The following is a 22245-nucleotide window of genomic DNA, read 5'->3' as shown; positions in this document are numbered from 1 at the left end:
TCCATCCGTGAGACAAACCATTGCTCCAGGCATGGCTGGAAGCGGGAGAGCCTGTCCATATAATAGGTTTCACATTGAACGGCCCCACGCCGCTGCGCTCGCTGTCCGAAAGGGGCGGCGAAGTTCGCCTTGGGGCCACCCGCGTATCGATTCAAGCATCATCGCACCGCCCAAGGAACTTCCGCCATGACGAGCATCCGCAGCATTAAATTTTCGCTCCCCGCCGTTCGTACGACCGAGGGCGGCGGCTTTATCGTCCATCGGCCGTTCCCCACCCGCATGTTAATGGACTTCGATCCCTTTCTGCTGCTCGACGAAATGGGACCGGTGGACTATGCGCCGGGCGAGGCCAAAGGCGCCCCGGATCACCCGCATCGCGGCTTCGAAACCGTCACCTACATGCTCGAGGGCAGCTTCGCGCACAAGGATTCGGCCGGCCACTCGGGCGTGCTGCGCGCAGGCGACGTGCAATGGATGACGGCCGGTGCCGGCGTCGTCCATAGCGAGATGCCCGATCCCGTGTTCGCCCGCGAGGGAGGGCCTGTTCACGGCCTCCAGCTCTGGGTCAACTTGCCGCGTCGCGACAAAATGATCTCCCCGCGCTACCAGGAGATCGGCTCGGCACAGATCCCCACGGCGTCGGCAAGTGATGGAAAAGTGCGCGTGAAGGTCATCGCCGGAGAAGCGCTCGGCGTGAAAGCCCGGATCGAGACGCGCACCCCGATTCTCTATCAGCACTTCACGCTCGAACCGGGCGCGGCGATCGTCCATCCCGTGCCGCGCGAGTTTCGGGTGTTCGCCTATCCGCTCGCCGGCGCCGGTCTTTATGGCGAGCGCGAGCAAGCCGTGCAGCCGCAGCACATGATCGCATTCGACGATGACGGCGACGCAATCCGGCTGGCGGCCGGCGACGAGCCGCTCGATGCGCTGCTCATCGGCGGTGTACCGCTCAACGAACCGGTCGTCAGACACGGGCCTTTCGTCATGAATAGCGAAGACGAGATCCGTCAGGCCATTGTCGATTATCAATCCGGGCGGATGGGCGTCATCGCGCATTGAGACTGCGCGGCTCCGGGCTCGTTCTTCGAACCCCGCGCTCGCGTCCGCGGGCGCCAGGCTCGTCGCAATGACGCGCGAACGCGACGGAATTGCGTCAAAATAATCGCTCATGCCGACCGGCCCGCCTACGCTCGAATTTTGGCGCGGCCGGCCGGCATCGCGCCATCGAGGCGCACTCGGACTGGAGCCCATGCACATGAGCGAACGCATCGTCAACGCAACGATTGGTACAACGAACTATCGAGTCGACTTCAACGACGGCACGCATCTCTGGCATGCCGATGAGCCAGCCTCGCTCGGGGGCGGCGATCTCGGGCCGACGCCCGTGTCGTTGTTATTGTCCGGTCTCGGCGCATGTACTTCGATCACGTTGAAAATGTACGCGCAGCGAAAAGGCTGGCCGCTCGAGGACGTTCACGTCACGCTGTCGCTGGAATCGGGCAACGACGGCACGAAGATCAGCCGGACGATCGTCCTGCACGGCGCATTGTCCGACGAGCAACGGGAGCGTCTCTTGCAAATCGCCAACGCATGTCCCGTTCACAAGATTCTGACGGGCCCGATCAATATCGAGACGGGACTCGCGGCCGTGCCGCCGGCGGCGACGAACGCAGCCTGAACGCAGCATGCGCTGAAGCGCCTCCAGACCAGAAAAGTTGGCGCGGAGTTGGCGCCCGAAGGCGCCCCGAAGGCGCCCCGAAGGTAGTCCCGTTGGGGATAGTCCCGTTGGGGATAGTCCCCTTGGGGGAAATCCCCGTAGGGACACTTTCTTGAGAGGAAGGGTCTTCCATTGAATTTCGAACACCTGATTCAGATCAACGATCCGCTCAACCCGCTCGTCGAGACACTGACGCGCGAACAGCTTTGGGAAGGGCTGGTGCTCCGCGCCGAACAACCGCAACTGTTCGTGCTCGGGCTCGACAGCTGCACGATTCTTTCGCGAACGGATCACACACTCGAGCGCGAACTGCATTATGGCCATGCCACCGTGCGCGACCACGTCACCCTGACGCCGAACGAAAGCGTGCGCTATGTCATCCGCGCGACGGAGGCGCACGTCGGCGGCTCGCTCACGATGACGATCGAGCAGCCCGACGAAGTGCAGCTCTTCCTTCGCTTCCAGTACGAGACGACGCTTCCCACTCCCGATACGGAAGATGCGAGACAAACGAGCGAGATCGTGAAGTCGGCCTATCGCGAGTCCGACATCGATACGGTGCGCCTGATACGCCAATACGCCGTGCAGAACCCAAAGGAGCCTGGGGCGCTACATTGAGGGCTCCGCCGGCCCTCGATGCACCGTTATTCCCTATCAGCGGGCGCGTGTCGATGAAAATCTTCTTTCAATCGATAATGATTCTCATTTATAATTCGTCCATCGAATGCAACCGCGCGATGCGCGACTGAGAGAACGCACGGTATGACCGAGTTCGCCCGCCCTTCCACTTTGACGCTGCGAGCCTCCACTCACGGCACGCCGCGTCATCGCAGCCTGGACGCCCGCGGTTCCGCGCGCGAGATGCGCACGCAGCAATCGCCTCATAGCGCCAGCACAAGCACGAGCGCGGGCCCGAGCGAACAGCGCGTCTTGCGTAGTGACTCGCTGTTACAGGGACGCACGCATGTGCTGATCACGCACAACGGCGAGACTTATCAGCTGCGAGCAACGCGCCTGGGCAAGCTCATCCTGACGAAGTAGCGCTCTATCGAGTTATTGTGGGGACCACCTCCGTGAGAGGTGTTGGGCAGTAGCCAGCAGAGACGACGTAGCACGCGAGTCTAGACCCCTTCGTGCAAGCCTTTCAGCAACCGTCGAAGCCAGCCATGCCGCTTTTTTGATGTCACTTCCTGCTTCACAGCGAACATCCGCGCCGTGCAGCCTTTGATGCCGTCAGACGGTCGGCTAGCGTTCGGCAGGACCCTTAATGGCAGGCTTGCCGGCCAATCGCAGGCGCTCCCCTCCCGCTCGCAGTCATCCGCTCATACGAGCCTCAGTGCGAGAAGCCCCAGAACATCAGCCACCACGCACTGTCGGCAACGGCAAGCGCCGCAACGAAAGGCACCATCGCACCAAAGAGAGCTAGCCAGCGTGGTCGATAGCTGCATGCAATTCGCCAGCCGAGCCACGCACTCCATGAATTGGCGACGGCCAGCACGGCAATCCGGACGACGGGCACCCAGTCGAGCGCGAGATGCTCGGCGCGCAAAAGCGAAACCGTTGTCGCGGACAAACCGAGAAAGACACCGGCTCCCGCAACCGGAATGAGCGCCTGCGTCAAATGATGGAGGCGCTGGCGATCCCAAGACCCCAGCGCGCGCGCCGCCAGCGCGATCAACGCGAGCAGCGCCGTGCCGTAGACGACGGCCGTTGCGAGAATATAGCCAACGACGAGTGTCCCATCGAGCCATGAGAAAACATCGTTCCGGTCGGGATAGTGCGTCAGGACGAACCACGGCGCGTTCGTCGCAAGCGGCCACGTCACATCGTGATCGATCAGCCACATGGCAAGAAATTGCTTCAACTGCACGAACCAGGGGCTCACCGTCCAATGAAACGCGCCAATCGCGACGCCGAGCAACCCATAGAGCACCAATGCGGTATCCCACGCGTTGCCTGCCTGCCTGCCGAGTTCGACGACTTCATGCGAAGGCGAACGCCAACTGAGCGCGATGGCCTCACGGTGTCCGCTGCAGCGGCCGCACATGTGGCACGACGCGGCGCCCTTCATATTGCGCAGCGGAACCAGCGGCGCGCAGTTGATCGGGATCACGCGGTGACCTTGCTCGCCTTGCTTGTACGAGCGCCGCCATGCGTCCTCGTCAACCTTGTAGTGGAAAGGCGCAAGCCGCGCGAGCAACGAAAAGACGCCATTGACCGGGCATAGATAGCGGCACCAGACACGCTTTTCGCGCCCATAGAGCAAACCGATGACGATCGCGGCAAACGTCGAGCCACCCAACACCAACAAAACCGCGAGCGGATATTGGTAGACGCTGACCATCTGGCCGTAGATGGTCGTCAATCCGAAGGCCACGAACGGCCAACCGCCCCAACGCATCCAGCGCGGGATGGCCCGTCCCCGGCCGTGCCGGCTCGCAAACTCGGCAAGCGCACCCTCGGGACACAGCACGCCGCACCAGACACGGCCGAGCAGAACCATCGAAAGCAGGACGAACGGCCACCAGATGCCCCAGAACACGAACTGGGCAGCGAGCGTGAGATTGCTCCACAGGTGCGCCGTGTCGTCGGGCAGCGGCAGGCAGGCCGGGACGACGATCAAAAATGCGTAGACCGCGACGACCAGCCATTGCACCGCGCGAATGGCCGCGGCGTTGCGCTGCATCCAGTCGCCGACATGCGCGAGCCGCCCCGCGCTCGCCGAAACGCCGATCCGTGCGCTCATACCGCTCGGCTCGCCGCGGCCGCCGGCACACGGCTCGCGCGGCGCACGAGCCAGCCGACGAACAACCAGTAGAGCAAATACGCGACGAGGTTCGTCAGCGACGGATGCGCTCGGTAACCTGTCAGCGCGGCGACGAGCGAGCCCACCGTGCTCGAGTCGTCGAGCAGCGCCGAAGTGTTCCACACTTGCGTGATCCCGAGCGGCAGGATCTCCTTGTCGATCAATTTATCGACACCGGTCTGGAGCAAACCGGCCGCCAGCAACAACAGCATGATCTCGGTCACGCGGAAAAACTGGCGCCACGAAAAGATGCGCCCGCCGAGCTGCAGCAGATAGAAAGTAAAGAGCGCGAGCCCGAAGCCGAGCACGATCGCAATGACGTCGGTGCCTTTGACAGCGCCTGACTGCCCGAATCCGAGGCCGTAGAGGAAGATGACGGTCTCGCTGCCTTCCCGCGCAATGGCGAGCGCCACCAGAACGGCGATGCCCCAGCCGTTACCGTCGCGCGTATGCGCTTGCAGCGAACGCTCCATATCGCGTTTGAGCGTCCGCCCATGACGTTTCATCCAGAGCACCATCTGGACGATCAGCACGCACGCGATGAGGACCATGCCCGTCTGGAAATAATCGGCCGCATCGCCCGACAGGAACTCGCTGAAGCCGACGAGCGCCGCGCCCAAAGCCACGGCCGCGAGCAATCCCGCGCCCACGCCGACCCACAAGTAAGGCAGACCGCGACGCGCCGAATCGTCGCCGTGGCTCAACCATGCATAGAGAATACCGACTACGAGCAGCGCCTCGACGCTTTCCCGCCATACCACGAACAGTACCTGGCCCATCCATCCTCTCCCGCGTGCGGCCGTCCCCTGAACGAGCGACCGCGCGCAACTGCTACTTCGCGACGATCACGCCTTGCGCCGTCTGATGAAAATCATCGAAGAACTTGTATTGCCCCGGATCGAGCGGCGCAATGACGACGAACGAGTCTGCGCCCGGCGCGAGCACCTTCTCTTTGCGCAGCTCGACGCTTTCGAACTCCACCGCGCCCTTGCCCGTGTTGCGAATCTCGATCTTGATGCGTTTGCCGGCCGGCACGTCGATCCGCGCCGGATTCAGCTTGCCGTCGGCCATTTCGAGCTTGAACGTCGGGAGATCGTCGGCGTGCGCCGCGGTGCCGACGCTCGCCATGGCAATGATCACCGCCGACGCGAACCCTGCAATCTTGCGATATACGCTCATGCATGCCTCCCGGCCGCGATCGCGACGGTCATGAAGAATGGCCGCATCGCTCAGTACCCGCCCTTCTTGCCGATGCCCGCGAACGGAAAGTCGTATTCGAGCGTGATCGGCTTGAACCACGGACCCACGCCGGTTTCTTTGTCGACGTGGCGACCGAATGCCATATGGCCCGTTTGCATCGGCGGGTTCACGACGACCTTGAGGTGGTACTTGCCCGGCCCGGCGAGCTTGACGTTGTCACCATAGTGGGGGCCGTCGTCCGCCACCATCGGCATGAGATCGCCTTTCGCCGAATAGTTCGAGCCCGGCTTCGTCAATTCGTAAGTCACTTGCAGGTACGGCATCCAGTCGCCTTCCGCGAAGCCCGTCGGATTGCCCTTCACCGCATGGATATCGGCCTCGAGATGAATATCCGAATCGGACGCCTTGCGCATCATGCCCTCGGGATCCATCGTGATCGGCTGCAAATAGACGGCACCGATCTCCATGCCGCCCGCGATCTGTTGCTTGCCGATCGGGTATTCGGCGGCCGACGCCGCCACGGAGGCCATCGCGACGGCCGCCACGAGGCCGCCGCGAATCCAGGAAGTACGCTGCATCGAAACTCCTACGAAAGGGACAAAGGCGGAGCACCCGCTCCGCCGCGAAACGCGTTCTCGACGATCGTTGCCGCACTGGAACACGAACACGAACGCAAATGCGAACGATTATCAATTGGGTGGAAGTCTAACACCGAACTGCTCGTCATACCAAATAGACACGCGGGGAGCGGGGAATTGGCGTTGTATCGGCGGTACTCAGCCGTTGCCGACGATCGAATCGCCGACGTTCGCGCCGAACGCGCGTTCTCGCAACGCGGCGAGCTGATCGCGCGCCTGAGCGGCCTTTTCGAATTCGAGATTCTTGGCAAAGTCCATCATCTGCTTCTCGAGCCGCTTGATTTCCTTGGCGAGCTGCTTTTCCGACATGTCTTCGAATTTGGCCCGCTGCTGCATCTCCTTCAGCTCGGCGCGCGCATCGTCGGCGTTGTAGACACCGTCGATGATGTCCTTGATCCGCTTCACGACGCCGCGCGGCGTAATGCCCATCCGCTCGTTGTGAGCGATTTGCTTCGCCCGGCGCCGCTCGGTTTCGTCGATCGCGCGGCGCATCGAATCGGTGATCTGGTCGGCGTAAAGAATCGCGCGGCCGTTGACGTTGCGCGCGGCCCGGCCGATCGTCTGGATCAGCGACCGTTCCGCCCGAAGGAAGCCTTCCTTGTCCGCGTCGAGAATGGCCACGAGCGAAACTTCCGGAATGTCGAGCCCCTCGCGCAACAGGTTGATCCCGACCAGCACGTCGAACGTGCCGAGCCGCAGATCGCGGATGATCTCGACGCGCTCGACGGTGTCGATGTCGCTATGCAGATAGCGGACTTTGACGCCATGATCGGCAAGAAACTCCGTGAGCTGCTCGGCCATGCGCTTGGTGAGCACGGTGACGAGCACGCGCTCGTTCGCGGCGACGCGCGCGTTGATTTCCGACAGAACGTCGTCGACTTGCGTGCGCGCCGGACGCACCTCGACTTCAGGGTCGACGAGCCCCGTCGGCCGCACGACTTGCTCGACGACCTGACCCGATGTCCTGCGCTCGTAATCGGCGGGCGTCGCCGTCACGAAGATGCCCTGCCGCATCTTGCGCTCGAATTCGTGGAACTTGAGCGGCCGGTTGTCGAGCGCCGACGGCAGCCGAAATCCGTAGTCGACGAGATTTTGCTTGCGTGCGCGGTCGCCGTTGTACATGCCGTTGAGCTGGCCGATCAGCACGTGCGACTCGTCGAGGAACATCACCGCGTCGGGCGGCAGGTAATCGACGAGCGTCGGAGGCGGCTCACCCGGCGCCGCACCGGAGAAATGCCGCGTGTAGTTCTCGATGCCCTTGCAAAAGCCGAGCTCCTGCAGCATCTCGAGGTCGAAGCGGGTACGCTGCTCGAGGCGTTGCGCCTCGACGAGCCTGCCCTCGCGATGGAAGAACTCGAGCCGCTCGCGCAGTTCAGCCTTGATCGTCTCGACCGCGCGCATGACCGTCTCTCGCGGCGTCACGTAGTGCGACGAGGGATAGACGGTGAAGCGCGGAATCTTCTGGCGCACGCGGCCCGTCAGCGGATCGAACAGATGCAGCGAATCGACCTCGTCATCGAAAAGCTCGATGCGCAGCGCCATTTCGGCGTGCTCGGCCGGGAAGACGTCGATCGTGTCGCCGCGCACGCGGAATGCGCCGCGCTGGAAATCGGCCTCGTTGCGTGAGTACTGCATCGCGATCAGCCGCGCGATCACCTCGCGCTGCCCGATCTTGTCGCCCGTGCGCAGCGTGAGGATCATCTGGTGATATTCGCTCGGGTTGCCGATACCGTATATCGCCGAGACCGTCGCGACGATGACGACGTCGCGCCGCTCCATCAGGCTCTTCGTCGCCGAAAGCCGCATCTGTTCGATGTGCTCGTTGATCGACGAATCCTTTTCGATGAAGAGGTCCCGCTGCGGCACGTAAGCTTCGGGCTGGTAGTAGTCGTAGTAGGAGACGAAATACTCCACCGCGTTGCGCGGGAAGAACTCGCGGAATTCCGAGTAGAGCTGCGCGGCGAGCGTCTTGTTCGGTGCGAACACGATCGCCGGGCGCCCAAGGCGCGCGATCGCGTTGGCCATCGTGAAAGTCTTGCCCGAGCCCGTTACGCCAAGCAGCGTCTGGAACGAGAGACCGTCTTCGACGCCTTCGACGATCAGCTTGATCGCCTCGGGCTGATCCCCGGCCGGCGGGTAAGGCTGGTAAAGGTGGAACGGGGAGCCGTCGAATTCGACGAACTTCGATTCGTCGAGGTCATCGGCGGCGTGGGACGTGTGCTCGGACATGAGGAAAAAGGGCATCCTTCGCCGAAGAAAAACGCTATTTTAACGGTTTGCGCCTTCGCGAGCAGACCCGCCGCCGCGACGATCCCAACCTTCCGGCTTCCGCGGCAATTGCGATTTCTGGCCCGGATTCACGCCAAAATTCGCTACAATCCCGGTTTCTGTCATAGCGTTTCGCCGCGGGCCGGCCGCCCATTGCCGAACGGACGCCATCCGCCGCCGGTTTCGGGCCCGATGCGAGAGCAGCTCTCTTTCCTTACTACGCCGAACGTACATCATGTCCCTTTTCTCCGCAGTCGAACTCGCGCCCCGCGACCCGATCCTCGGCCTCAACGAAGCATTCAACGCCGACTCGCGCCCGACGAAAGTCAATCTCGGCGTCGGCGTGTACTTCAACGAGGGAGGCAAGATCCCGTTGCTGCGCGCGGTGCGTGAGGCGGAACAGGCTCGCGTCGCGGCTGAGCAGCCGCGCGGCTACCTGCCAATCGAAGGCATCGCGGCCTACAACACCGCCGCGCAAACGCTGTTGCTCGGCCAGTCTTCGCCGCTCATCGCGGAGGGACGCGTGGTGACGGCCGAGGCGCTCGGTGGCACGGGGGCGCTCAAGATCGGCGCCGACTTCCTCAAACGCCTGAAGCCGGCCGCGAAGGTCGCCATCAGCGACCCAAGCTGGGAAAATCACCGCGCCCTCTTCGAAGGCGCGGGCTTCGAAGTCGTCTCGTACCCCTATTACGACGGCGCGACGCATGGCGTCAATTTCGCCGCGATGCTCGATGCCCTCAACGGCTATCCCGCAGGGACGGTCGTCGTGCTGCACGCGTGCTGCCATAACCCGACCGGCGTCGATCTCGGCGAGGCGCAATGGAAGCAGATCGTCGAAGTGGTGAAGGCGCGCGGGCTCGTGCCGTTCCTCGACATCGCGTACCAGGGCTTCGGCGACAGCATCGAGGCTGACGCGCTCGCGGTACGGCTTTTCGCCGCGGCGGAGGTGAATACGTTCGTGGCGTCGTCGTTCTCGAAGTCGTTCTCGCTCTACGGCGAGCGCGTGGGCGCGCTTTCGATCATCACCGATACGAAGGAAGAAGCGGCGCGCGTGCTCTCGCAACTGAAGCGCGTCATTCGCACGAACTACTCGAACCCGCCGACGCACGGCGCCTCGATTGTCGCCAGCATCCTCAACACGCCGGCTTTGCGGGCAACGTGGGAACAGGAGCTGGCGGAGATGCGCGACCGCATTCGCGCGATGCGCAATGGTCTCGTCGAGCGCCTGAAAGCGGCAGGCGTCGACCGCGACTTCGGCTTCGTCAATGCGCAGCGCGGGATGTTCTCGTACTCGGGATTGACGGCCGCTCAGGTGGATCGTCTGCGCGAAGAGTTCGGCATCTATGCGGTCAGCACGGGCCGCATCTGCGTTGCCGCCCTCAACACGCGCAATATCGACGTCGTCGCGAACGCGATCGCGCACGTGATCAAATAACGGGCGAGCGGCACGCCGCGCGGCGCGGGCCGCAACGCTGCCCGGCTCGGCCGACACGCTGGCCATACGCACGAACGGCGCCCTCGCGGCGCCGTTCTCCTTCTCGCGTTCTCCTTCTCGCGCTCGACTTCGCCGAGAGCACTGCTCAGCGCAGATCCCGATGGATGTCGTGCGTCACGAACCCGGCGTCGTTCTGAGGCATTTCCAGCCATCCAGGCTGAGCGAGGCTCAAGCGAATGTCTTGCAGGCCGCTCTTCCAATGCAGATGCATCGTGGACAGCCCGAACTGATAGTCCTTGTAATTGCCCTCGAATTCCTTGTCGCGATAAACGAGCTGAAACACGTTGTAGCGGCGCGAGGTTGCCAGCTCGTCGGCCAGCTTGCACCAGGGATCGTCGCGATGTTCCGGCGCCACGCGCGTCAGCAATTCGCGCAACACATGGCGAAAGCGCTGCGAATGCTGGAGCATGTCCGTGACGAGCCTCGTGCGGCTCGAATACTGAATGTCCTTCACTCGGCCCTGTACGTCAGTGACGTTGTTCGGCACAGGGCCGCGCGCGCTCCAAAGGTCCACCTGAAACGCGAGCGTATCGCGGCGCGGCGTAGTTTGGACGACTTCCCAAAGCGGCGTGTTCGACATCAGTCCGCCGTCCCAATAGTATTCACCGTCGACGTTCGTAGCAGCGAACCCCGGCGGTAATGAAGCCGATGCGATGAAATGCTCGGGCCGAAGCTTCGTGTGCGTATTGTGGAAGTAGGCAAAGTTGCCGGTGCCGACGTTGACGGCCGCCACCGAGACGCGCATTTCGCCCGAATTGATTCGATCGAAGTCGCACAGGCGTTCGAGCGTCGCTTTCAACGGCGTGGTGTCGTACCAGCTCGCTCGATCGGGCGTGGTGACCGAGAACGGCAATGGCGGCGGCACGCGCGGCACGAAAAAGCCTTTCTGCCCGTCGAGAAGGGCGCTCACGGCCTGCATGGCCGTGAATGCCGTGCGCACGGTTTCGTTGGATTCGAAGAAGGCGTTCTCGACAGCCGGCGGCAACGGCAAACCGTAAGCGGGCTGACAGATCGTCTCCCAGAACTCGTGCAATTTCGCCACTCGATCGTCGGGCGCGTTGCCCGCGATGATGGCCGTATTGAGCGCCCCTATCGAAATGCCGGCGATCCAGTTGGGCAACACGCCTGCCTCGTGAAGCCCTTCGTAGACACCGGCTTGATAGGCGCCGAGCGCGCCGCCGCCTTGCAGCACCAGTGCAACCGTTTCATACGGCGGCAAAACGATAGCGGGTTGGCCAACCGCCTCGTCAGCCTCCCAGCTATCCGGCCGCGCACGCGCGGCCTCGGGCGCCGACGATGCTCCAGCGCCGATTGGTCTCCCATTGCGCTCTGCCATCGCCGGCTCTCCTTATTGCATATACCAGCCGTGGCTGACGACGAACGACTGCCCCGTCAGTGCCGCGCTCGGGAACGTGGAAAGGAACAGCACCGTCTGCGCGACATCTTCGACTGTCGTGAAAACACCGTCTACCGTCTGGCCGAGCATGACGCGCTTGACGACCTCTTCTTCGCTGATGCCCAGTTCCTTGGCCTGTTCGGGAATCTGTTTGTCGACGAGCGGTGTGCGCACGAAGCCAGGGCATACCACGTGCGAGCGAACGTTGTGGGCGGCGCCCTCCTTCGCCAGCACCCGGGCGAGGCCCAGCAGCGCGTGCTTCGCCGCGACGTAGGCCGATTTCAGCGGCGAGGCTTCGTGCGAGTGAACCGAGCCCATATAGATGACGACGCCGCCGCGATTATCGCGATACATGTGCTTGAGCGCGGCCTTCGTGGTCAGAAACGCGCCATCGACGTGGATGGCCTGCATCTTCTTCCAATCGGAGAACGAGTAGTTTTCGATCGGATTGACGATCTGGATGCCAGCGTTCGAAACGAGGATGTCGACCGAGCCGAACTGCTCGGCGACCTGATCGATGCCTGTCGTGACGGCCTCTTCGTTCGTCACGTCCATCGCCACGCCAATGGCCTTGCCGCCGGCCTTGACGATTTCATCGGCGACCGCCTGCGCGCCGGCGAGGTTCAGGTCCGCGATCGCCACGGCGGCGCCCTGCCGGGCAAGCGTCAACGCAATTTCCTTGCCGATGCCGCTGGCCGCGCCGGTCACGACCGCCGCCTTCCCGTTCAAGCTGGTATTCAACGAGGACATTTGGGATCTCCATCGAGGTGGACACAATGACACCACGGCGTGCGAGACGCGGCAACGTTGCCGAACGGCATATGTCGTTCGGCATGCTCCCACGCCGCGGCGGACTTCGCTATTGTGCACGAACGACCTTCCGCGCGGCGTGAAGCCGTACCGCAACTCACCGTTTCTCCAGGAGATCCAATCGATGAGCTATCGAGACGACCAGCACGCACGGCACCGCGCGAACCGGCGAGCAAAGCGGTACTCGCGATCGTTCGCGTACAATACGCGCCATTCGAGCAGCCCCGATGACGCGCGCCCGACAGGGGCCACGCGCGAAGGCCTGGCTCGTCGGGCCCGCCGTCGCCGCGCTGGCTCGCTCCCGCCTGACCGCTACACCACCAGGCGCTGACCTTTACCGCCGCTTTCCCCCATGCTCAGCTACCGCCATGCCTTTCATGCCGGCAATCATGCCGATGTCCTCAAGCACGCGGTCGTCGTGCAGCTTCTGCGCTACCTCGGGCAGAAGGACAAGCCGTACTGGTATGTCGACACGCACGCGGGCGCGGGCGTGTATTCGCTGACGGAGGGCTATGCCGCGAAAACGTCCGAGTATGAAACGGGTATCGCAAGATTATGGGCGCGCGCGGACCTGCCGGCGTCCGTCGCCGACTATGTCGAACAAGTGAGCGCGCTCAACGCGGACGGGCAATTGCGCTTTTACCCCGGATCGCCCTTTCTGGCCTGGCGGCTTTTGCGTACGCAGGATCGAATGCGGCTCTTTGAGCTGCATTCGACCGAAATCGATATCTTGCGCCACAACTTTCGCGACACCGGCCGTCGAGCGATGCTTTACGCGGGGGACGGTTTCGACGGGATCAAGGCCTTGTTGCCGCCGCCTCCGCGCCGGGCGCTGGTGCTCGTCGATCCCTCGTACGAAGACAAGCGCGACTACGCGCGCACGCTCACCTGCATCGAGGAAAGCCTCAAGCGCTTCGCAACAGGGACCTATGCGATCTGGTATCCGCAAGTGGTCCGTGCCGAATCGGAGCGGTTTCCCGATCAGTTGAAGCGGCTGCCAGCCACGGATTGGCTGCACGTGACGTTGACGGTCAGCCGCCCACCGTCGGACGGTTATGGCCTTTACGGCAGCGGCATGTTCATCCTGAACCCGCCTTATACGCTCGCCGCGACGATGAAGGAGATGCTTCCCTATCTTGCCCGCGTGTTGGGGCAGGACGACGCAGCCGAATTCAAGATCGAGTCCCGCTTGACGTGATCATCATCAGTATGTGCGGGAAACCCCGGCATTAATGCCGCCCTTTAGAACGGGGTAGTTGATTGCTATTGCGTCGGCACCGAGCCCGCCCGAATCCGGTGCCGGCCTCGCGGCGCGGATGCATCCGGAGACACGTCGATATAGGGAGAGACGACGATCGGAGGCTGCCCTTGCGGCGCGAGTTCGGTTGCTACCGGCAGCGACTGCGCGGGCACCATCGGTTCACTGACGAGCGGCGCGTTCTGGAGGACGATGCCGCTTTGCCCATCATGGATGCCCGTTTTGCTGTCGAGCACGAGGGGCTGACGGTCGGATGCGGCGAAAGCGGGATGCGACGGCGCGGCCGCGAGGAGCCACACCGACGAAAGAAGGAATGCGAGTTGGCGTTGCCTGGAGACCGAGCGCATGGACTGCCATCCGTGAGATACGCCCGCCGACGCGAGCAATGCGCTCACCTTAGCGCGACTGCGCCATTGACGCCAGTAACACAGTTGCGCCCAGCGGCGCGAGCGACGAGGCGTTCAGTGCGTGTAGCCGCTGCTCTCGAGCGCGCGGAGGCGACGCTCGAGATCGAAGACATCGGACGACGACGCCAGGTATTCTTCGCGGCGGCTACGCTCGGCGGATTCAAACCAGTTGCTGAGTTTTTCGAGGATGTAGGCAAACATGATGTTCTCCGAAGGCCAGGATCGCCCTGGCGGCACAGCCTAGGGTTTTCCCTAGAGGGTTAACCCGATTATAACCACGCCCCGGAAAGTTGCCAGTGAAATGATCGAATACTGAGCATTCCGATTCGGAATGGTGCGCCGCGTTGCCTAAAACGCAATGAATGCACCATGAATGTGCACTTAACGCGCTACCTTCGCCAGCGGAAGCGAAGGATGACTTTCATGATCGAGACGCGACGTCGACAATTCGTCGAGAATGGGACAGTCTGGTCGCTCGTCTCCGTGGCAGTGATTGGCAAGCTGCGCGAGTACGTCGCGCATTTCCGTGAGCTCGGTGATGCGCAGTTCCAATTCCGCGATGTGCTCGAGGGCGATCGCTTTCACTTCGGCACTGGCGCGCGAGCGATCCTGCCAAAGCGCGAGCAGCTTGCGGATATCGTCCACGAGAAAGCCAAGTCGGCGCGCCTGCCGAATGAAGCGCAGCGTGTGCACTTCGGTAGGACCATAGAGGCGGTAGCCTGCTTCCGTGCGTGCCTTCGGCGCAAGCAAGCCGACGCTTTCGTAATAGCGGATCATTTTCGCCGTCACGCCCGACGCGCGGGCCGCTTCACCAATGTTCATCGCGAGTGCTCCCAATAACACGAAACATCGTAGACCTTCCTACCATGGGAAGGTATACCATGCGAGCCGTCGGTGTAGGGGCCGGTGTCGATGCCAATGCGCGGAAAGACGGACTCTGGCCTTCGCGCCACTTGCTAGATAGAACTGCTCACTCGAAAGGGATACCTCAAATGATCGAATTCCAAGTCGAAGGTATGAGTTGCCAGCACTGCGTCGCGGCCGTCACCAAAGCCGTGCGCGCGCTCGACGCTAACGCGCGCGTGCAGATCGAGCTCGAAAACGGGCTCGTCCGCATCGAATCGAAAGAGGCCGCGGACCGCCTCGGCGCCGCGATCGGCGAGGCCGGCTACACGGTCAAGGGCGCGGCGCCCCGCGCGCCCGGCGGCGCTTGATGAAGCGGCTCGTCCGCATTGCCGTCATCGGCGCGTCCGGCCTCGTCGGTCGAGCCGTCGTCCGTGAATTGGGCACGCGTGCCGACTGGAAGGTGATCGGCACGGCGCACCGCCGCGCCGATCATCGTACCGTGGCGCTCGACATCCGTGAGGCGGCCGCGATCGAGGCATTCGTCGCGCAGCACACTCCCGATGCGATCGTCATTGCAGCGGCCGAGCGGCGCCCCGACGTTTGCGAGCGCGACCCGGAACTCGCGCGTGCGTTGAACGTGGAGGCCGTCCGGACCATCGCCACAGCCGCGAAACGGCACGGCGCCTGGGTCTTGTCCCTTTCCACGGATTACGTCTTCGACGGAACGAAGCCGCCCTATCGTACGGACGACCCTCCCTGCCCCATCAATGCGTACGGCCGAAGCAAGCTCGATGGCGAGCGAGCGCTGCGGCAGGCGACGGACCTCGGCTGCGTGCTGCGATTGCCGCTCCTGTTCGGGCACATCGTCGAATGGCAGGAATCCGCCGTGACGAGCCTGGCGCCGGCACTCGTCGCATCGGCCGCCCCCGACGCGCCGGCGGCCGTGATGGATGACTGGGCGACGCGCTACCCGACGTTCACGGACGACGTTGCGTACGTCATCCGGCAAATGCTCGAGCGATATGAGCACGGGGAGCCGATTTGCGGCATTGCGCATTGGTCGGGGGCCGAACCGATGACCAAATTCGAAATCGCCAAGCGGATCGCGCGTGCGCTCGGCATCGCGGCGCGCATAGAGCCGCAGCCGGCGAGCGCCGAAGCCACGCCAAGGCCGCGTGATTGTCAGCTCGACGCGAGCCGGCTCGAGGCGCTCGAGATCGGTCGGCGCACTCCGTTCGACGAGGCACTGCGAAGTGTGCTCGACGCGTTTCCACTCGATCAGCGCTGAGCGACGAAAAAACCCTTTTCAGAGAATGGAATAATCGAAGGCCGTACCGGGGCGGAGCTTGCCCCGCCTCCTAACGATTCTCAAGAATCGGACGAATCAGCCGATAAAGAAAAGCAGATCCATGCCGGGCCGCAAGTCTGGCTTTTCCAAATTGGCTCCATGATCTCGGAACAACCCTCGACCCGGCGGGCCCCGCCTGCACGTTTTTCGATAGCGGTTTTCTCGCCGATTGCGGTCGCTTCGGATGAAGAGGCCCGTGAGACCGTCCCATCCGATTCGTCGAGGTCCGTCGATTCCCCCTTGCTCGCGGCGACGCTCGATGCGGCGAGACTCGAATGAGACGGACACTAGTCACCTTCGCGCTGCTGCTCGCTGCCATAGCCGCGCAGGAACGCGCGCTCGCAGAGCCGGACCTATCGTCGATCGAGGCCGAGTACGTTGCCGACTTCGCCGCCTTTACCGATTGGCCGCCCGCTCGCGCGAATGCACGCCACCTGCTGATTTGCGTACGTCCGCAAAGCAACGTTGCCCCGGCGCTGGAGAAACTCGAGGGGCGCTTCATCGCCATGCGCGTTTGTCATCTGCGCTACGTCGCCGGTCGCAGCGACGATATCGTGGGATGCGATGTGCTGGTCGTCGATGGAAACGGTACCTTCGCGCTTCGGGAGAGCCCCGCAACGGGGCGGGACCAGCCTCTCCTGATCATTAGGACAACCGATGCCCCCGAAGGCCCCTATGTGATTCGACTCTTCCGCGAAGACGGGCGACTCCGGTTCGACATCGACAATGGTGAAGCATTGCGGCGTCACCTTCGCCTCAGTTCGAAGCTGCTACGACTGGCCAGGAAAGTCTCGTGAAGCGTACGACGGAGGTCACGCCGAGCGCGGTGCTTCCTTTGCCGCGGATCAAGCTGCTGCCGGCGAGCATCGCGCTCGTCGCCGCGAGCGTCGTGCTCCTGGCTTATCAAGCCATCACGCTGCGCGCGACGCTGACGGAAGACGTCGACATGCAAGCCGAAATGGTGGCCGACAACGTCTCGGCGTCGATGATGTTCGACGACGAGCACACCGCAAGCGAGATCTTGCGCACGCTCTGTAAAGTGCCTTACATCGAGAGCGCGGACGTCTATACGAGCACGGGAAGACGGTTCGCGAGTTGTGCGAAGCCGGGACTGAAAGAACGGGAACTCGAGGAAGGGACGCTCGCCAACGCGAGCGCGGCGGCGAGCCGCCTTTCGCTGCGCGACGTATTCGTTGCGCGGCCGATCAGCCAGGCGGGGACTTGGCTCGGCAGCGTCGTCCTCGTCGCGAGAACCGACGCGATGCTCGTTCAGCTTATCCGTTACGCCGGTTTCCTCGCGGCTGCATCGCTGGGCGCAATCTGGATCGCGTTCGCACTGACCGCACGCTTGGACGCCCGCGTCGCCGCCGCGGAGAAAGAACTCGAATATCTGGCATCGACCGACCCGCTCACCGGGTTGCCGAACCGGCGCGCGTTTTACGAAGAGCTCGATCGCCGGCTGCGCCGGTCGATCGGTGGCCCCCTGCGCATCGCGCTCGTTCTCGTCGATCTCGACGACTTCGAGTCAGTGAACGACACGCTCGGGCATGGCGCCGGCGATGAACTGCTCAAGCACGTCGCGGCGGCGCTGCGGCGCATCGTCCGGGCGACCGACATCGTCTGCCGGATAGGCGGCGACGAATTTGCCGTCGTCGTCGATATTGCCGCCAGCAAGCTTGAAGCGCATGCAACGGCCGAGCGGATCGCTCAAGCGCTCGCGCGTCCGTTCGCGCTGTCTCGCACGAGCGTCGCCGCAACGGCGAGCGTGGGCATGAGCGTGTTTCCCGACGACGCTTCGGACGTGGCCTCGCTCGTCAGCAGTGCCGACATCGCCTTGCATGCGGCCAAGAGCAAAGGGAAAAACTCCGCGGTCGAATTTCACCCCGCTATGACAGTCGAGACGCGCAAACGTGTGCGGCTCGAAATGGAGTTGCGCAAAGCGATCGAGACGAATGCGTTCGAGCTCGCGTATCAGCCGCAGTTCGACTGCCGGGGAGGAACGCTCGTCGGCGCCGAGGCGCTGCTTCGCTGGGTCCATCCGACCGACGGCCCGATATCGCCTGTCGATTTCATTCCGATCGCAGAGGACAGCGGCCTCATCGTCACACTCGGACAATGGGTGCTGCGGCGAGCATGCCAGGATGCGGCTCGCTGGAATGCGCATTCGTCAGCCTCGATTCCCGTCGCCGTCAATGTGTCCGCGCATCAGTTGCGGCACCCGCGGTTCACCGACGACGTAAGGAACGTGCTCGAGCAAAGCGGCCTGGCCGCCGGCTTGCTTGAGATCGAGCTGACCGAGAGTCAGCTCATGGCCAATATCGAGGCGGGCGTCGAAGCCATGCGTCGACTGCGAGCGGCAGGCGTACGCCTTGCCTTGGACGATTTTGGAACCGGCTACTCCTCGCTTTCCTATCTGCAGTCGTTCCCGGTCAACAGTTTAAAAATCGACCGTCGGTTCGTTCGCACGCTGCCCGATTCGGGGCAGCCGATCGCCACGGCGATCATCTCGATGGCGCATAGCTTTGACATCGCGGTCGTCGCCGAGGGTGTTGAGATGCCCGAGCAGCTCGAATGGCTCATCGAGGCGGGCTGCGACGTCGTGCAGGGCTTCCTGACCGGGCGGCCCATGCCGTTCGAGCAGTTCGCGGACCTCGTTTGCAAGGAGCCCCTTGTCGAGCGCAACGCGCGGACCTCCTTCGACATCGTCGAGCAATGACTTGAGCTAGCACTTAGCGCTCGGTGCCGGGCGCTCCAGCATTCAGCGGCGCATCGACGCTTCCCGCCTAACCCTTCGTCGCGCCGAACGTCAGCCCCGCGATGAAGTGCTTTTGCATGGCGAAGAACATCGCGACTGACGGCAGCGCGGCGAGTAGCGATCCCGCGGATACGAGATTCCACGCGGTCGTCCATTGCCCTCTCAACGCGGCAACGCCGACCGTGATCGGCGCGGCATCGTCGCCCTGCGTCAGGCACAACGCCCAAAAATAGTCGTTCCAGACGAACGTGAACACGAGGATGCCGAGCGCCGCGAGCGCGGGCCTCACGAGCGGCAATACGATCCTGAAAAAGACCGTCCATTCGCCGGCGCCTTCGATCCGCGCGGCCTCGACGAGCTCGAACGGCAATTGCTTGATGAAGTTGCGTAGAAACAGCGTGCAAAACCCAGTCTGAAACGCGATATGAAACAGAATCAGTGCCTCCACGGTGTTGTAGAGCCCGAGGCCGAGCGTGAGCTGACGCACCGGAATCATGAGCACCTGCACCGGTACGAAGTTGCCTGCGACGAAGATTCCAAACAAGAGCGCGTTGCCGCGAAACTTATAAGTCGCGAGCGCGAAGCCGGCCATGGCGGCAAGCGCAATTGCCCCGATGACGGATGGCACGGTGATCAATACACTGTTCCAGAAATAGTGGAGCATCGGCGAAGCCGTCAGCGCTTCGCGATAGTTCGCCAAGAGCGCGAAGTGCTTTGGCCATCCCCAGTAATTGCCCTCGGTCAGTTCCTCTGTCGATCGAATCGACGTAACGAGCACGGCGATCATCGGCAGCAGCCAGATGCCGAGCGCGACGGGCAAAGAAAACTTATAGAACCGGCGCGATACCGGGCGCCACTTGTCGATGGGCAGCGGATACATGAATGCTCCTACTTGTTGCGGCGGTTCTTACGACGGCGTTCCCGTTGTCTCACTGTTCGTCCCGCAGCATGCGCCGCAGGTGATAGACGATGTAGAGCAACGTAATCGCAAAGAGGACAACGGCAATCGCGGCCGAATAGCCAAGCCGGTAGTATTTGATCGCCTGGTCGTACATGTAATAAGCGAGCACCGTGGAGCTTTCGAACGGCCCGCCGCCCGTCATCACGGAGATCAGATCGAAACTGCGCAGCGCGCCGATGACCGTCACGACGATCGCCATGAACGTCGCCGGCCTCAACTGCGGCAATACGACTTGCCAGAGCATCGCCCATCCGCGCGCACCTTCCATTCGCGCCGCTTCGAGCTGTTCGCTGTTGAGCCCGGTCAAGCCGGTCAGGTAAAGAATCATGCAATAGGCCGTCTGCGCCCAAAGCGCGGCCGCGATGATGCCAAACGTCGCGTACCGCGCGTCGCCGAGCACCGGTATGCCGTGACGGAGCAACAGCGCGAGCAGGCCGAAAGTCGGATCGTAAAACCACGAAAAGACCAGCCCGACGACGACACCTGAGAGCACGAACGGCGCAAAGAAGAGCGACTTCACGAGGCGAATGCCCGCGACGCTCTGGTTGAGATAGAGGGCGACGGCAAGCCCCGCGGGCGGAGCGAGCAGAAACAGCGCGAGCCAGATCAGATTGTTCTTGAGCGCCGTGTAGAACGTCGGCGCCTGAAAGAGTTCGATATAGTTCGCGAGACCGACGAAGGTCTTGTCGGTCATGCCGTCCCAGTTGAAAAAGCTCAGCGACAGCGTCGAGACGATGGGCCAGATGACATAGACGCCGAACATCAGGCAGGCCGGCGCGAGAAACAGCCAGGCCGCGCGCCGCTGCCGTCGGGCAGTCGGCGACAAGCCGGGCTTTCCGTGCAGGCGCACCGCGCGAGATCGCACAGGCATGCGTTCAGCCGGCGCGGAATAGTCCGCGCCGTCGGGTGCGGCAGGGATGCTTCGACGAGTAACCGAGTGCGACACGACCTTCTCCTGCTGACGGCGGCGGCGCAAGGCCGCCGCGATGCATAAGCCTACTTCTTGTAGATCCGCTTGCGTGCCTGCTCGAGTTGCGCCAGGACGTCATCGAGCTTCGTCGGATCGGCGACGAACTGCTGCATGCCCTTCATGCCCTCGTCCGCCATCTCCTTCGTCATATCGCGATCATAGAACTGCGCGATCCCGCCCTTCGTGTTCGAGAGGATCTGGAAGCCGACCTTCGAAATCGGGTCTTCAGGCTCGGTGGACTGGCTGTTCGCCGGAAGCGAGCCCATCCCGTAAGCCAGCTCCGCACTGATCTTCGGCGTCTCCGTAAAGGCGAGGAACGCCTGCGCCTCGGCCTTGTGCTTCGCATGCGCCGGGATGTGCAGCGATTCGACCGGACCGTCTTCAGCCGTCGGCACGTTGGGATCGATGATCGGGAACTGGAAGTAGCCCATTTTCGGCTTCACGTCGGCCGGGAACCCCGCGCTGATGAACGTGCCCATCAGCATCATCGCCGCCTTGCCCTGGAACAGGAACGGCTGTGCGGAATCGAGATCGTACGAGAGCGAATTGTCGATGAAGTCGTGATCGTCGAGCAGCTGCTTCCACGTCGTATAGACCTTCTTCACGCGCGGGTCGGTGTAGGGCACTTCGCCCGCCATCAGCTTTTGGTGAAACGCGTTGCCGTTCAGCCGCAAGTCGAGATAGTCGAACCAGCCGGCGAGCGTCCATGCATCGCGCCCCGCCACTGCGATCGGCGTAATGCCCGCCGCTTTCAGCTTCTTGCAAGCGTCGAGAAACTCGGGCCACGTTTTGGGCTCCGAAGCAATGCCGGCCTTCTGGAACAAGTCCTTTCGATAGAAGAGGCCCCACGAATAGTAGAAGGTGGGCGCCGCGTACTGCTTGCCCTTATACGAGGACGCTTCCTTCGTCGACGCATACATGCCGTCCCAGCCGTCCTTGTTCCACTGGCCGCTCAGGTCGTCGAAGAGGCCGCGCTTCGCGTAATAGGCCATCCGCTCGCCGTCATGCCAGTTGACGATATCGGGCGATACAGTCGTGAGCCACGACGGGAGCTGCACCTTGTAGGCCTCTTCCTCGACGAACGCGACTTTCACGTCGATATCGGGATGCGCCGCCTTGAACTCGTCGAGCACCTTCTGCCAGACCGCGCGCTGGCTCGCCCCCTTGTAGGCAATGTTGATATCGAGCTCGCCGGCGTGCGCATCGTTCGCGTACCAGGACCCGGCGGTCGCGGCCGCGACCAGGGCGGCCGCAATGGCGGTGCGGCCCAAACGCGAGCGGTTTGAAGAATGCTTCATGCTGTCTCCTTTGATGTTGTTGGCCTCGCTTTGCGGCCACATGCGGTCTCTCGCGACCTTTTACGACTTCCT

Annotated in this window: 23 protein-coding genes; 10 read left to right on the top strand and 13 right to left on the bottom strand. The window is 62.9% G+C overall.

The annotated features are described in order from the left end of the window. Nucleotides 1-186: 186 nt before the first annotated feature. From B0G57_RS24485 to hemP, 4 genes are all read left to right on the top strand, one after another. Nucleotides 187-1059 carry a pirin family protein gene (locus tag B0G57_RS24485; protein ID WP_018440622.1) on the top strand — a complete coding sequence of 291 codons (873 nt, stop codon included), beginning with the start codon at nucleotides 187-189 and terminating at the stop codon, nucleotides 1057-1059. A 196-nt stretch (nucleotides 1060-1255) separates the two neighbouring features. Further along, a complete protein-coding gene (locus B0G57_RS24480; RefSeq protein ID WP_026229660.1) occupies nucleotides 1256-1678 on the top strand; it encodes an OsmC family protein in 423 nt (140 codons plus the stop codon). Nucleotides 1679-1849: 171 nt separating this feature from the next. Next, entirely contained in the window at nucleotides 1850-2335 is a 486-nt protein-coding gene (locus B0G57_RS24475) for an SRPBCC family protein (protein ID WP_018440624.1), read from the top strand. 144 nt (nucleotides 2336-2479) lie between these two features. Beyond that, entirely contained in the window at nucleotides 2480-2758 is a 279-nt protein-coding gene (hemP, locus tag B0G57_RS24470; protein ID WP_020566173.1) for a hemin uptake protein HemP, read from the top strand. A 292-nt stretch (nucleotides 2759-3050) separates the two neighbouring features. Here the strand turns inward: hemP and B0G57_RS24465 are convergent, their stop codons facing one another. The 5 genes from B0G57_RS24465 to uvrB all read right to left on the bottom strand — a co-directional run bounded on the left by B0G57_RS24465 (nucleotide 3051) and on the right by uvrB (nucleotide 8590). Further along, the gene (locus B0G57_RS24465) at nucleotides 3051-4463 is read right to left on the bottom strand and encodes a 4Fe-4S binding protein (RefSeq protein WP_018440626.1); all 1413 of its coding nucleotides are present in this window, start codon (nucleotides 4461-4463) and stop codon (nucleotides 3051-3053) included. Next, a complete protein-coding gene (locus B0G57_RS24460; RefSeq protein WP_018440627.1) occupies nucleotides 4460-5302 on the bottom strand; it encodes an FTR1 family iron permease in 843 nt (280 codons plus the stop codon). The genes B0G57_RS24465 and B0G57_RS24460 overlap by 4 nt, the downstream gene beginning before the upstream one ends. A 52-nt stretch (nucleotides 5303-5354) precedes the next feature. After that, nucleotides 5355-5702 (bottom strand): cupredoxin domain-containing protein, encoded by a 348-nt coding sequence (locus tag B0G57_RS24455; RefSeq protein WP_018440628.1) that lies wholly within the window; start codon nucleotides 5700-5702, stop codon nucleotides 5355-5357. A 50-nt stretch (nucleotides 5703-5752) separates the two neighbouring features. Beyond that, nucleotides 5753-6301, bottom strand: a complete 549-nt coding sequence (locus B0G57_RS24450; RefSeq protein WP_018440629.1) for an iron transporter — start codon at nucleotides 6299-6301, stop codon at nucleotides 5753-5755. Between the two features lie 198 nt (nucleotides 6302-6499). Then, nucleotides 6500-8590, bottom strand: coding sequence for an excinuclease ABC subunit UvrB (uvrB, locus tag B0G57_RS24445; protein WP_020566174.1), 2091 nt, complete (start codon nucleotides 8588-8590; stop codon nucleotides 6500-6502). Nucleotides 8591-8864: 274 nt separating this feature from the next. On the opposite strand from uvrB, the gene B0G57_RS24440 reads away from it, so the two are divergent. Beyond that, nucleotides 8865-10064 carry an amino acid aminotransferase gene (locus B0G57_RS24440; protein ID WP_018440631.1) on the top strand — a complete coding sequence of 400 codons (1200 nt, stop codon included), beginning with the start codon at nucleotides 8865-8867 and terminating at the stop codon, nucleotides 10062-10064. A gap of 145 nt (nucleotides 10065-10209) precedes the next feature. Here B0G57_RS24440 and B0G57_RS24435 read toward each other — a convergent pair whose 3' ends face one another. Further along, complete coding sequence (locus B0G57_RS24435; protein ID WP_020566175.1) at nucleotides 10210-11460, bottom strand: DUF3734 domain-containing protein; 1251 nt, start codon at nucleotides 11458-11460, stop codon at nucleotides 10210-10212. Nucleotides 11461-11472: 12 nt separating this feature from the next. After that, nucleotides 11473-12270 (bottom strand): 3-hydroxybutyrate dehydrogenase, encoded by a 798-nt coding sequence (locus B0G57_RS24430; RefSeq protein ID WP_018440633.1) that lies wholly within the window; start codon nucleotides 12268-12270, stop codon nucleotides 11473-11475. 412 nt (nucleotides 12271-12682) lie between these two features. Here B0G57_RS24430 and B0G57_RS24425 point away from each other — a divergent pair, with 412 nt between their 5' ends. Next, the gene (locus B0G57_RS24425; RefSeq protein WP_018440634.1) at nucleotides 12683-13528 is read left to right on the top strand and encodes a 23S rRNA (adenine(2030)-N(6))-methyltransferase RlmJ; all 846 of its coding nucleotides are present in this window, start codon (nucleotides 12683-12685) and stop codon (nucleotides 13526-13528) included. A 65-nt stretch (nucleotides 13529-13593) separates the two neighbouring features. On the opposite strand, the gene B0G57_RS24420 is transcribed toward B0G57_RS24425, so the two are convergent. From B0G57_RS24420 to cueR, 3 genes are all read right to left on the bottom strand, one after another. Next, nucleotides 13594-13935 carry a hypothetical protein gene (locus B0G57_RS24420; protein WP_018440635.1) on the bottom strand — a complete coding sequence of 114 codons (342 nt, stop codon included), beginning with the start codon at nucleotides 13933-13935 and terminating at the stop codon, nucleotides 13594-13596. A gap of 114 nt (nucleotides 13936-14049) precedes the next feature. Beyond that, nucleotides 14050-14196, bottom strand: a complete 147-nt coding sequence (locus tag B0G57_RS24415; protein WP_018440636.1) for a DUF3563 family protein — start codon at nucleotides 14194-14196, stop codon at nucleotides 14050-14052. A 180-nt stretch (nucleotides 14197-14376) separates the two neighbouring features. Continuing rightward, complete coding sequence (gene cueR, locus B0G57_RS24410) at nucleotides 14377-14817, bottom strand: Cu(I)-responsive transcriptional regulator (protein ID WP_018440637.1); 441 nt, start codon at nucleotides 14815-14817, stop codon at nucleotides 14377-14379. A 170-nt stretch (nucleotides 14818-14987) separates the two neighbouring features. On the opposite strand from cueR, the gene B0G57_RS24405 reads away from it, so the two are divergent. From B0G57_RS24405 to B0G57_RS24390, 4 genes are all read left to right on the top strand, one after another. Beyond that, complete coding sequence (locus tag B0G57_RS24405; RefSeq protein ID WP_018440638.1) at nucleotides 14988-15209, top strand: heavy-metal-associated domain-containing protein; 222 nt, start codon at nucleotides 14988-14990, stop codon at nucleotides 15207-15209. Then, on the top strand, nucleotides 15209-16129 hold the full coding sequence (locus B0G57_RS24400; protein WP_018440639.1) for a dTDP-4-dehydrorhamnose reductase family protein: 921 nt from the start codon (nucleotides 15209-15211) through the stop codon (nucleotides 16127-16129). Before B0G57_RS24405 ends, B0G57_RS24400 begins: the two co-directional genes overlap by 1 nt. Before the next feature lie 335 nt (nucleotides 16130-16464). Then, complete coding sequence (locus tag B0G57_RS24395) at nucleotides 16465-16986, top strand: YfiR family protein (RefSeq protein ID WP_018440640.1); 522 nt, start codon at nucleotides 16465-16467, stop codon at nucleotides 16984-16986. After that, on the top strand, nucleotides 16983-18905 hold the full coding sequence (locus B0G57_RS24390) for a putative bifunctional diguanylate cyclase/phosphodiesterase (protein ID WP_018440641.1): 1923 nt from the start codon (nucleotides 16983-16985) through the stop codon (nucleotides 18903-18905). Before B0G57_RS24395 ends, B0G57_RS24390 begins: the two co-directional genes overlap by 4 nt. A 67-nt stretch (nucleotides 18906-18972) precedes the next feature. On the opposite strand, the gene B0G57_RS24385 is transcribed toward B0G57_RS24390, so the two are convergent. From B0G57_RS24385 to B0G57_RS24375, 3 genes are all read right to left on the bottom strand, one after another. After that, nucleotides 18973-19824 carry a carbohydrate ABC transporter permease gene (locus tag B0G57_RS24385; protein ID WP_018440642.1) on the bottom strand — a complete coding sequence of 284 codons (852 nt, stop codon included), beginning with the start codon at nucleotides 19822-19824 and terminating at the stop codon, nucleotides 18973-18975. 49 nt (nucleotides 19825-19873) lie between these two features. Further along, the gene (locus B0G57_RS24380) at nucleotides 19874-20776 is read right to left on the bottom strand and encodes a carbohydrate ABC transporter permease (protein ID WP_051090028.1); all 903 of its coding nucleotides are present in this window, start codon (nucleotides 20774-20776) and stop codon (nucleotides 19874-19876) included. 125 nt (nucleotides 20777-20901) lie between these two features. Then, nucleotides 20902-22173: an ABC transporter substrate-binding protein gene (locus tag B0G57_RS24375; protein ID WP_026229663.1), complete on the bottom strand. Its 1272-nt coding sequence runs from the start codon at nucleotides 22171-22173 to the stop codon at nucleotides 20902-20904. Nucleotides 22174-22245: the final 72 nt, after the last annotated feature.

Source organism: Trinickia symbiotica, assembly GCF_002934455.1.
Classification (GTDB): Bacteria; Pseudomonadota; Gammaproteobacteria; order Burkholderiales; family Burkholderiaceae; genus Trinickia; species Trinickia symbiotica.
The sequence above is the reverse complement of the archived record's forward strand: the minus strand, read 5'-3'. Positions and strand labels throughout refer to the sequence as shown.

Excerpts from the sequence above, each read along its gene's own strand:
- B0G57_RS24485 (WP_018440622.1), top strand. The coding sequence starts at position 187 with ATGACGAGCATCCGCAGCATTAAATTTTCGCTCCCCGCCGTTCGTACG.
- B0G57_RS24480 (WP_026229660.1), top strand. The coding sequence starts at position 1,256 with ATGAGCGAACGCATCGTCAACGCAACGATTGGTACAACGAACTATCGA.
- hemP (WP_020566173.1), top strand. The coding sequence starts at position 2,480 with ATGACCGAGTTCGCCCGCCCTTCCACTTTGACGCTGCGAGCCTCCACT.
- B0G57_RS24465 (WP_018440626.1), bottom strand. The coding sequence starts at position 4,463 with ATGAGCGCACGGATCGGCGTTTCGGCGAGCGCGGGGCGGCTCGCGCAT.
- B0G57_RS24460 (WP_018440627.1), bottom strand. The coding sequence starts at position 5,302 with ATGGGCCAGGTACTGTTCGTGGTATGGCGGGAAAGCGTCGAGGCGCTG.
- B0G57_RS24455 (WP_018440628.1), bottom strand. The coding sequence starts at position 5,702 with ATGAGCGTATATCGCAAGATTGCAGGGTTCGCGTCGGCGGTGATCATT.
- B0G57_RS24450 (WP_018440629.1), bottom strand. The coding sequence starts at position 6,301 with ATGCAGCGTACTTCCTGGATTCGCGGCGGCCTCGTGGCGGCCGTCGCG.
- uvrB (WP_020566174.1), bottom strand. The coding sequence starts at position 8,590 with ATGTCCGAGCACACGTCCCACGCCGCCGATGACCTCGACGAATCGAAG.
- B0G57_RS24440 (WP_018440631.1), top strand. The coding sequence starts at position 8,865 with ATGTCCCTTTTCTCCGCAGTCGAACTCGCGCCCCGCGACCCGATCCTC.
- B0G57_RS24435 (WP_020566175.1), bottom strand. The coding sequence starts at position 11,460 with ATGGCAGAGCGCAATGGGAGACCAATCGGCGCTGGAGCATCGTCGGCG.
- B0G57_RS24430 (WP_018440633.1), bottom strand. The coding sequence starts at position 12,270 with ATGTCCTCGTTGAATACCAGCTTGAACGGGAAGGCGGCGGTCGTGACC.
- B0G57_RS24425 (WP_018440634.1), top strand. The coding sequence starts at position 12,683 with ATGCTCAGCTACCGCCATGCCTTTCATGCCGGCAATCATGCCGATGTC.
- B0G57_RS24420 (WP_018440635.1), bottom strand. The coding sequence starts at position 13,935 with ATGCGCTCGGTCTCCAGGCAACGCCAACTCGCATTCCTTCTTTCGTCG.
- B0G57_RS24415 (WP_018440636.1), bottom strand. The coding sequence starts at position 14,196 with ATGTTTGCCTACATCCTCGAAAAACTCAGCAACTGGTTTGAATCCGCC.
- cueR (WP_018440637.1), bottom strand. The coding sequence starts at position 14,817 with ATGAACATTGGTGAAGCGGCCCGCGCGTCGGGCGTGACGGCGAAAATG.
- B0G57_RS24405 (WP_018440638.1), top strand. The coding sequence starts at position 14,988 with ATGATCGAATTCCAAGTCGAAGGTATGAGTTGCCAGCACTGCGTCGCG.
- B0G57_RS24400 (WP_018440639.1), top strand. The coding sequence starts at position 15,209 with ATGAAGCGGCTCGTCCGCATTGCCGTCATCGGCGCGTCCGGCCTCGTC.
- B0G57_RS24395 (WP_018440640.1), top strand. The coding sequence starts at position 16,465 with ATGAGACGGACACTAGTCACCTTCGCGCTGCTGCTCGCTGCCATAGCC.
- B0G57_RS24385 (WP_018440642.1), bottom strand. The coding sequence starts at position 19,824 with ATGTATCCGCTGCCCATCGACAAGTGGCGCCCGGTATCGCGCCGGTTC.
- B0G57_RS24380 (WP_051090028.1), bottom strand. The coding sequence starts at position 20,776 with ATGCCTGTGCGATCTCGCGCGGTGCGCCTGCACGGAAAGCCCGGCTTG.
- B0G57_RS24375 (WP_026229663.1), bottom strand. The coding sequence starts at position 22,173 with ATGAAGCATTCTTCAAACCGCTCGCGTTTGGGCCGCACCGCCATTGCG.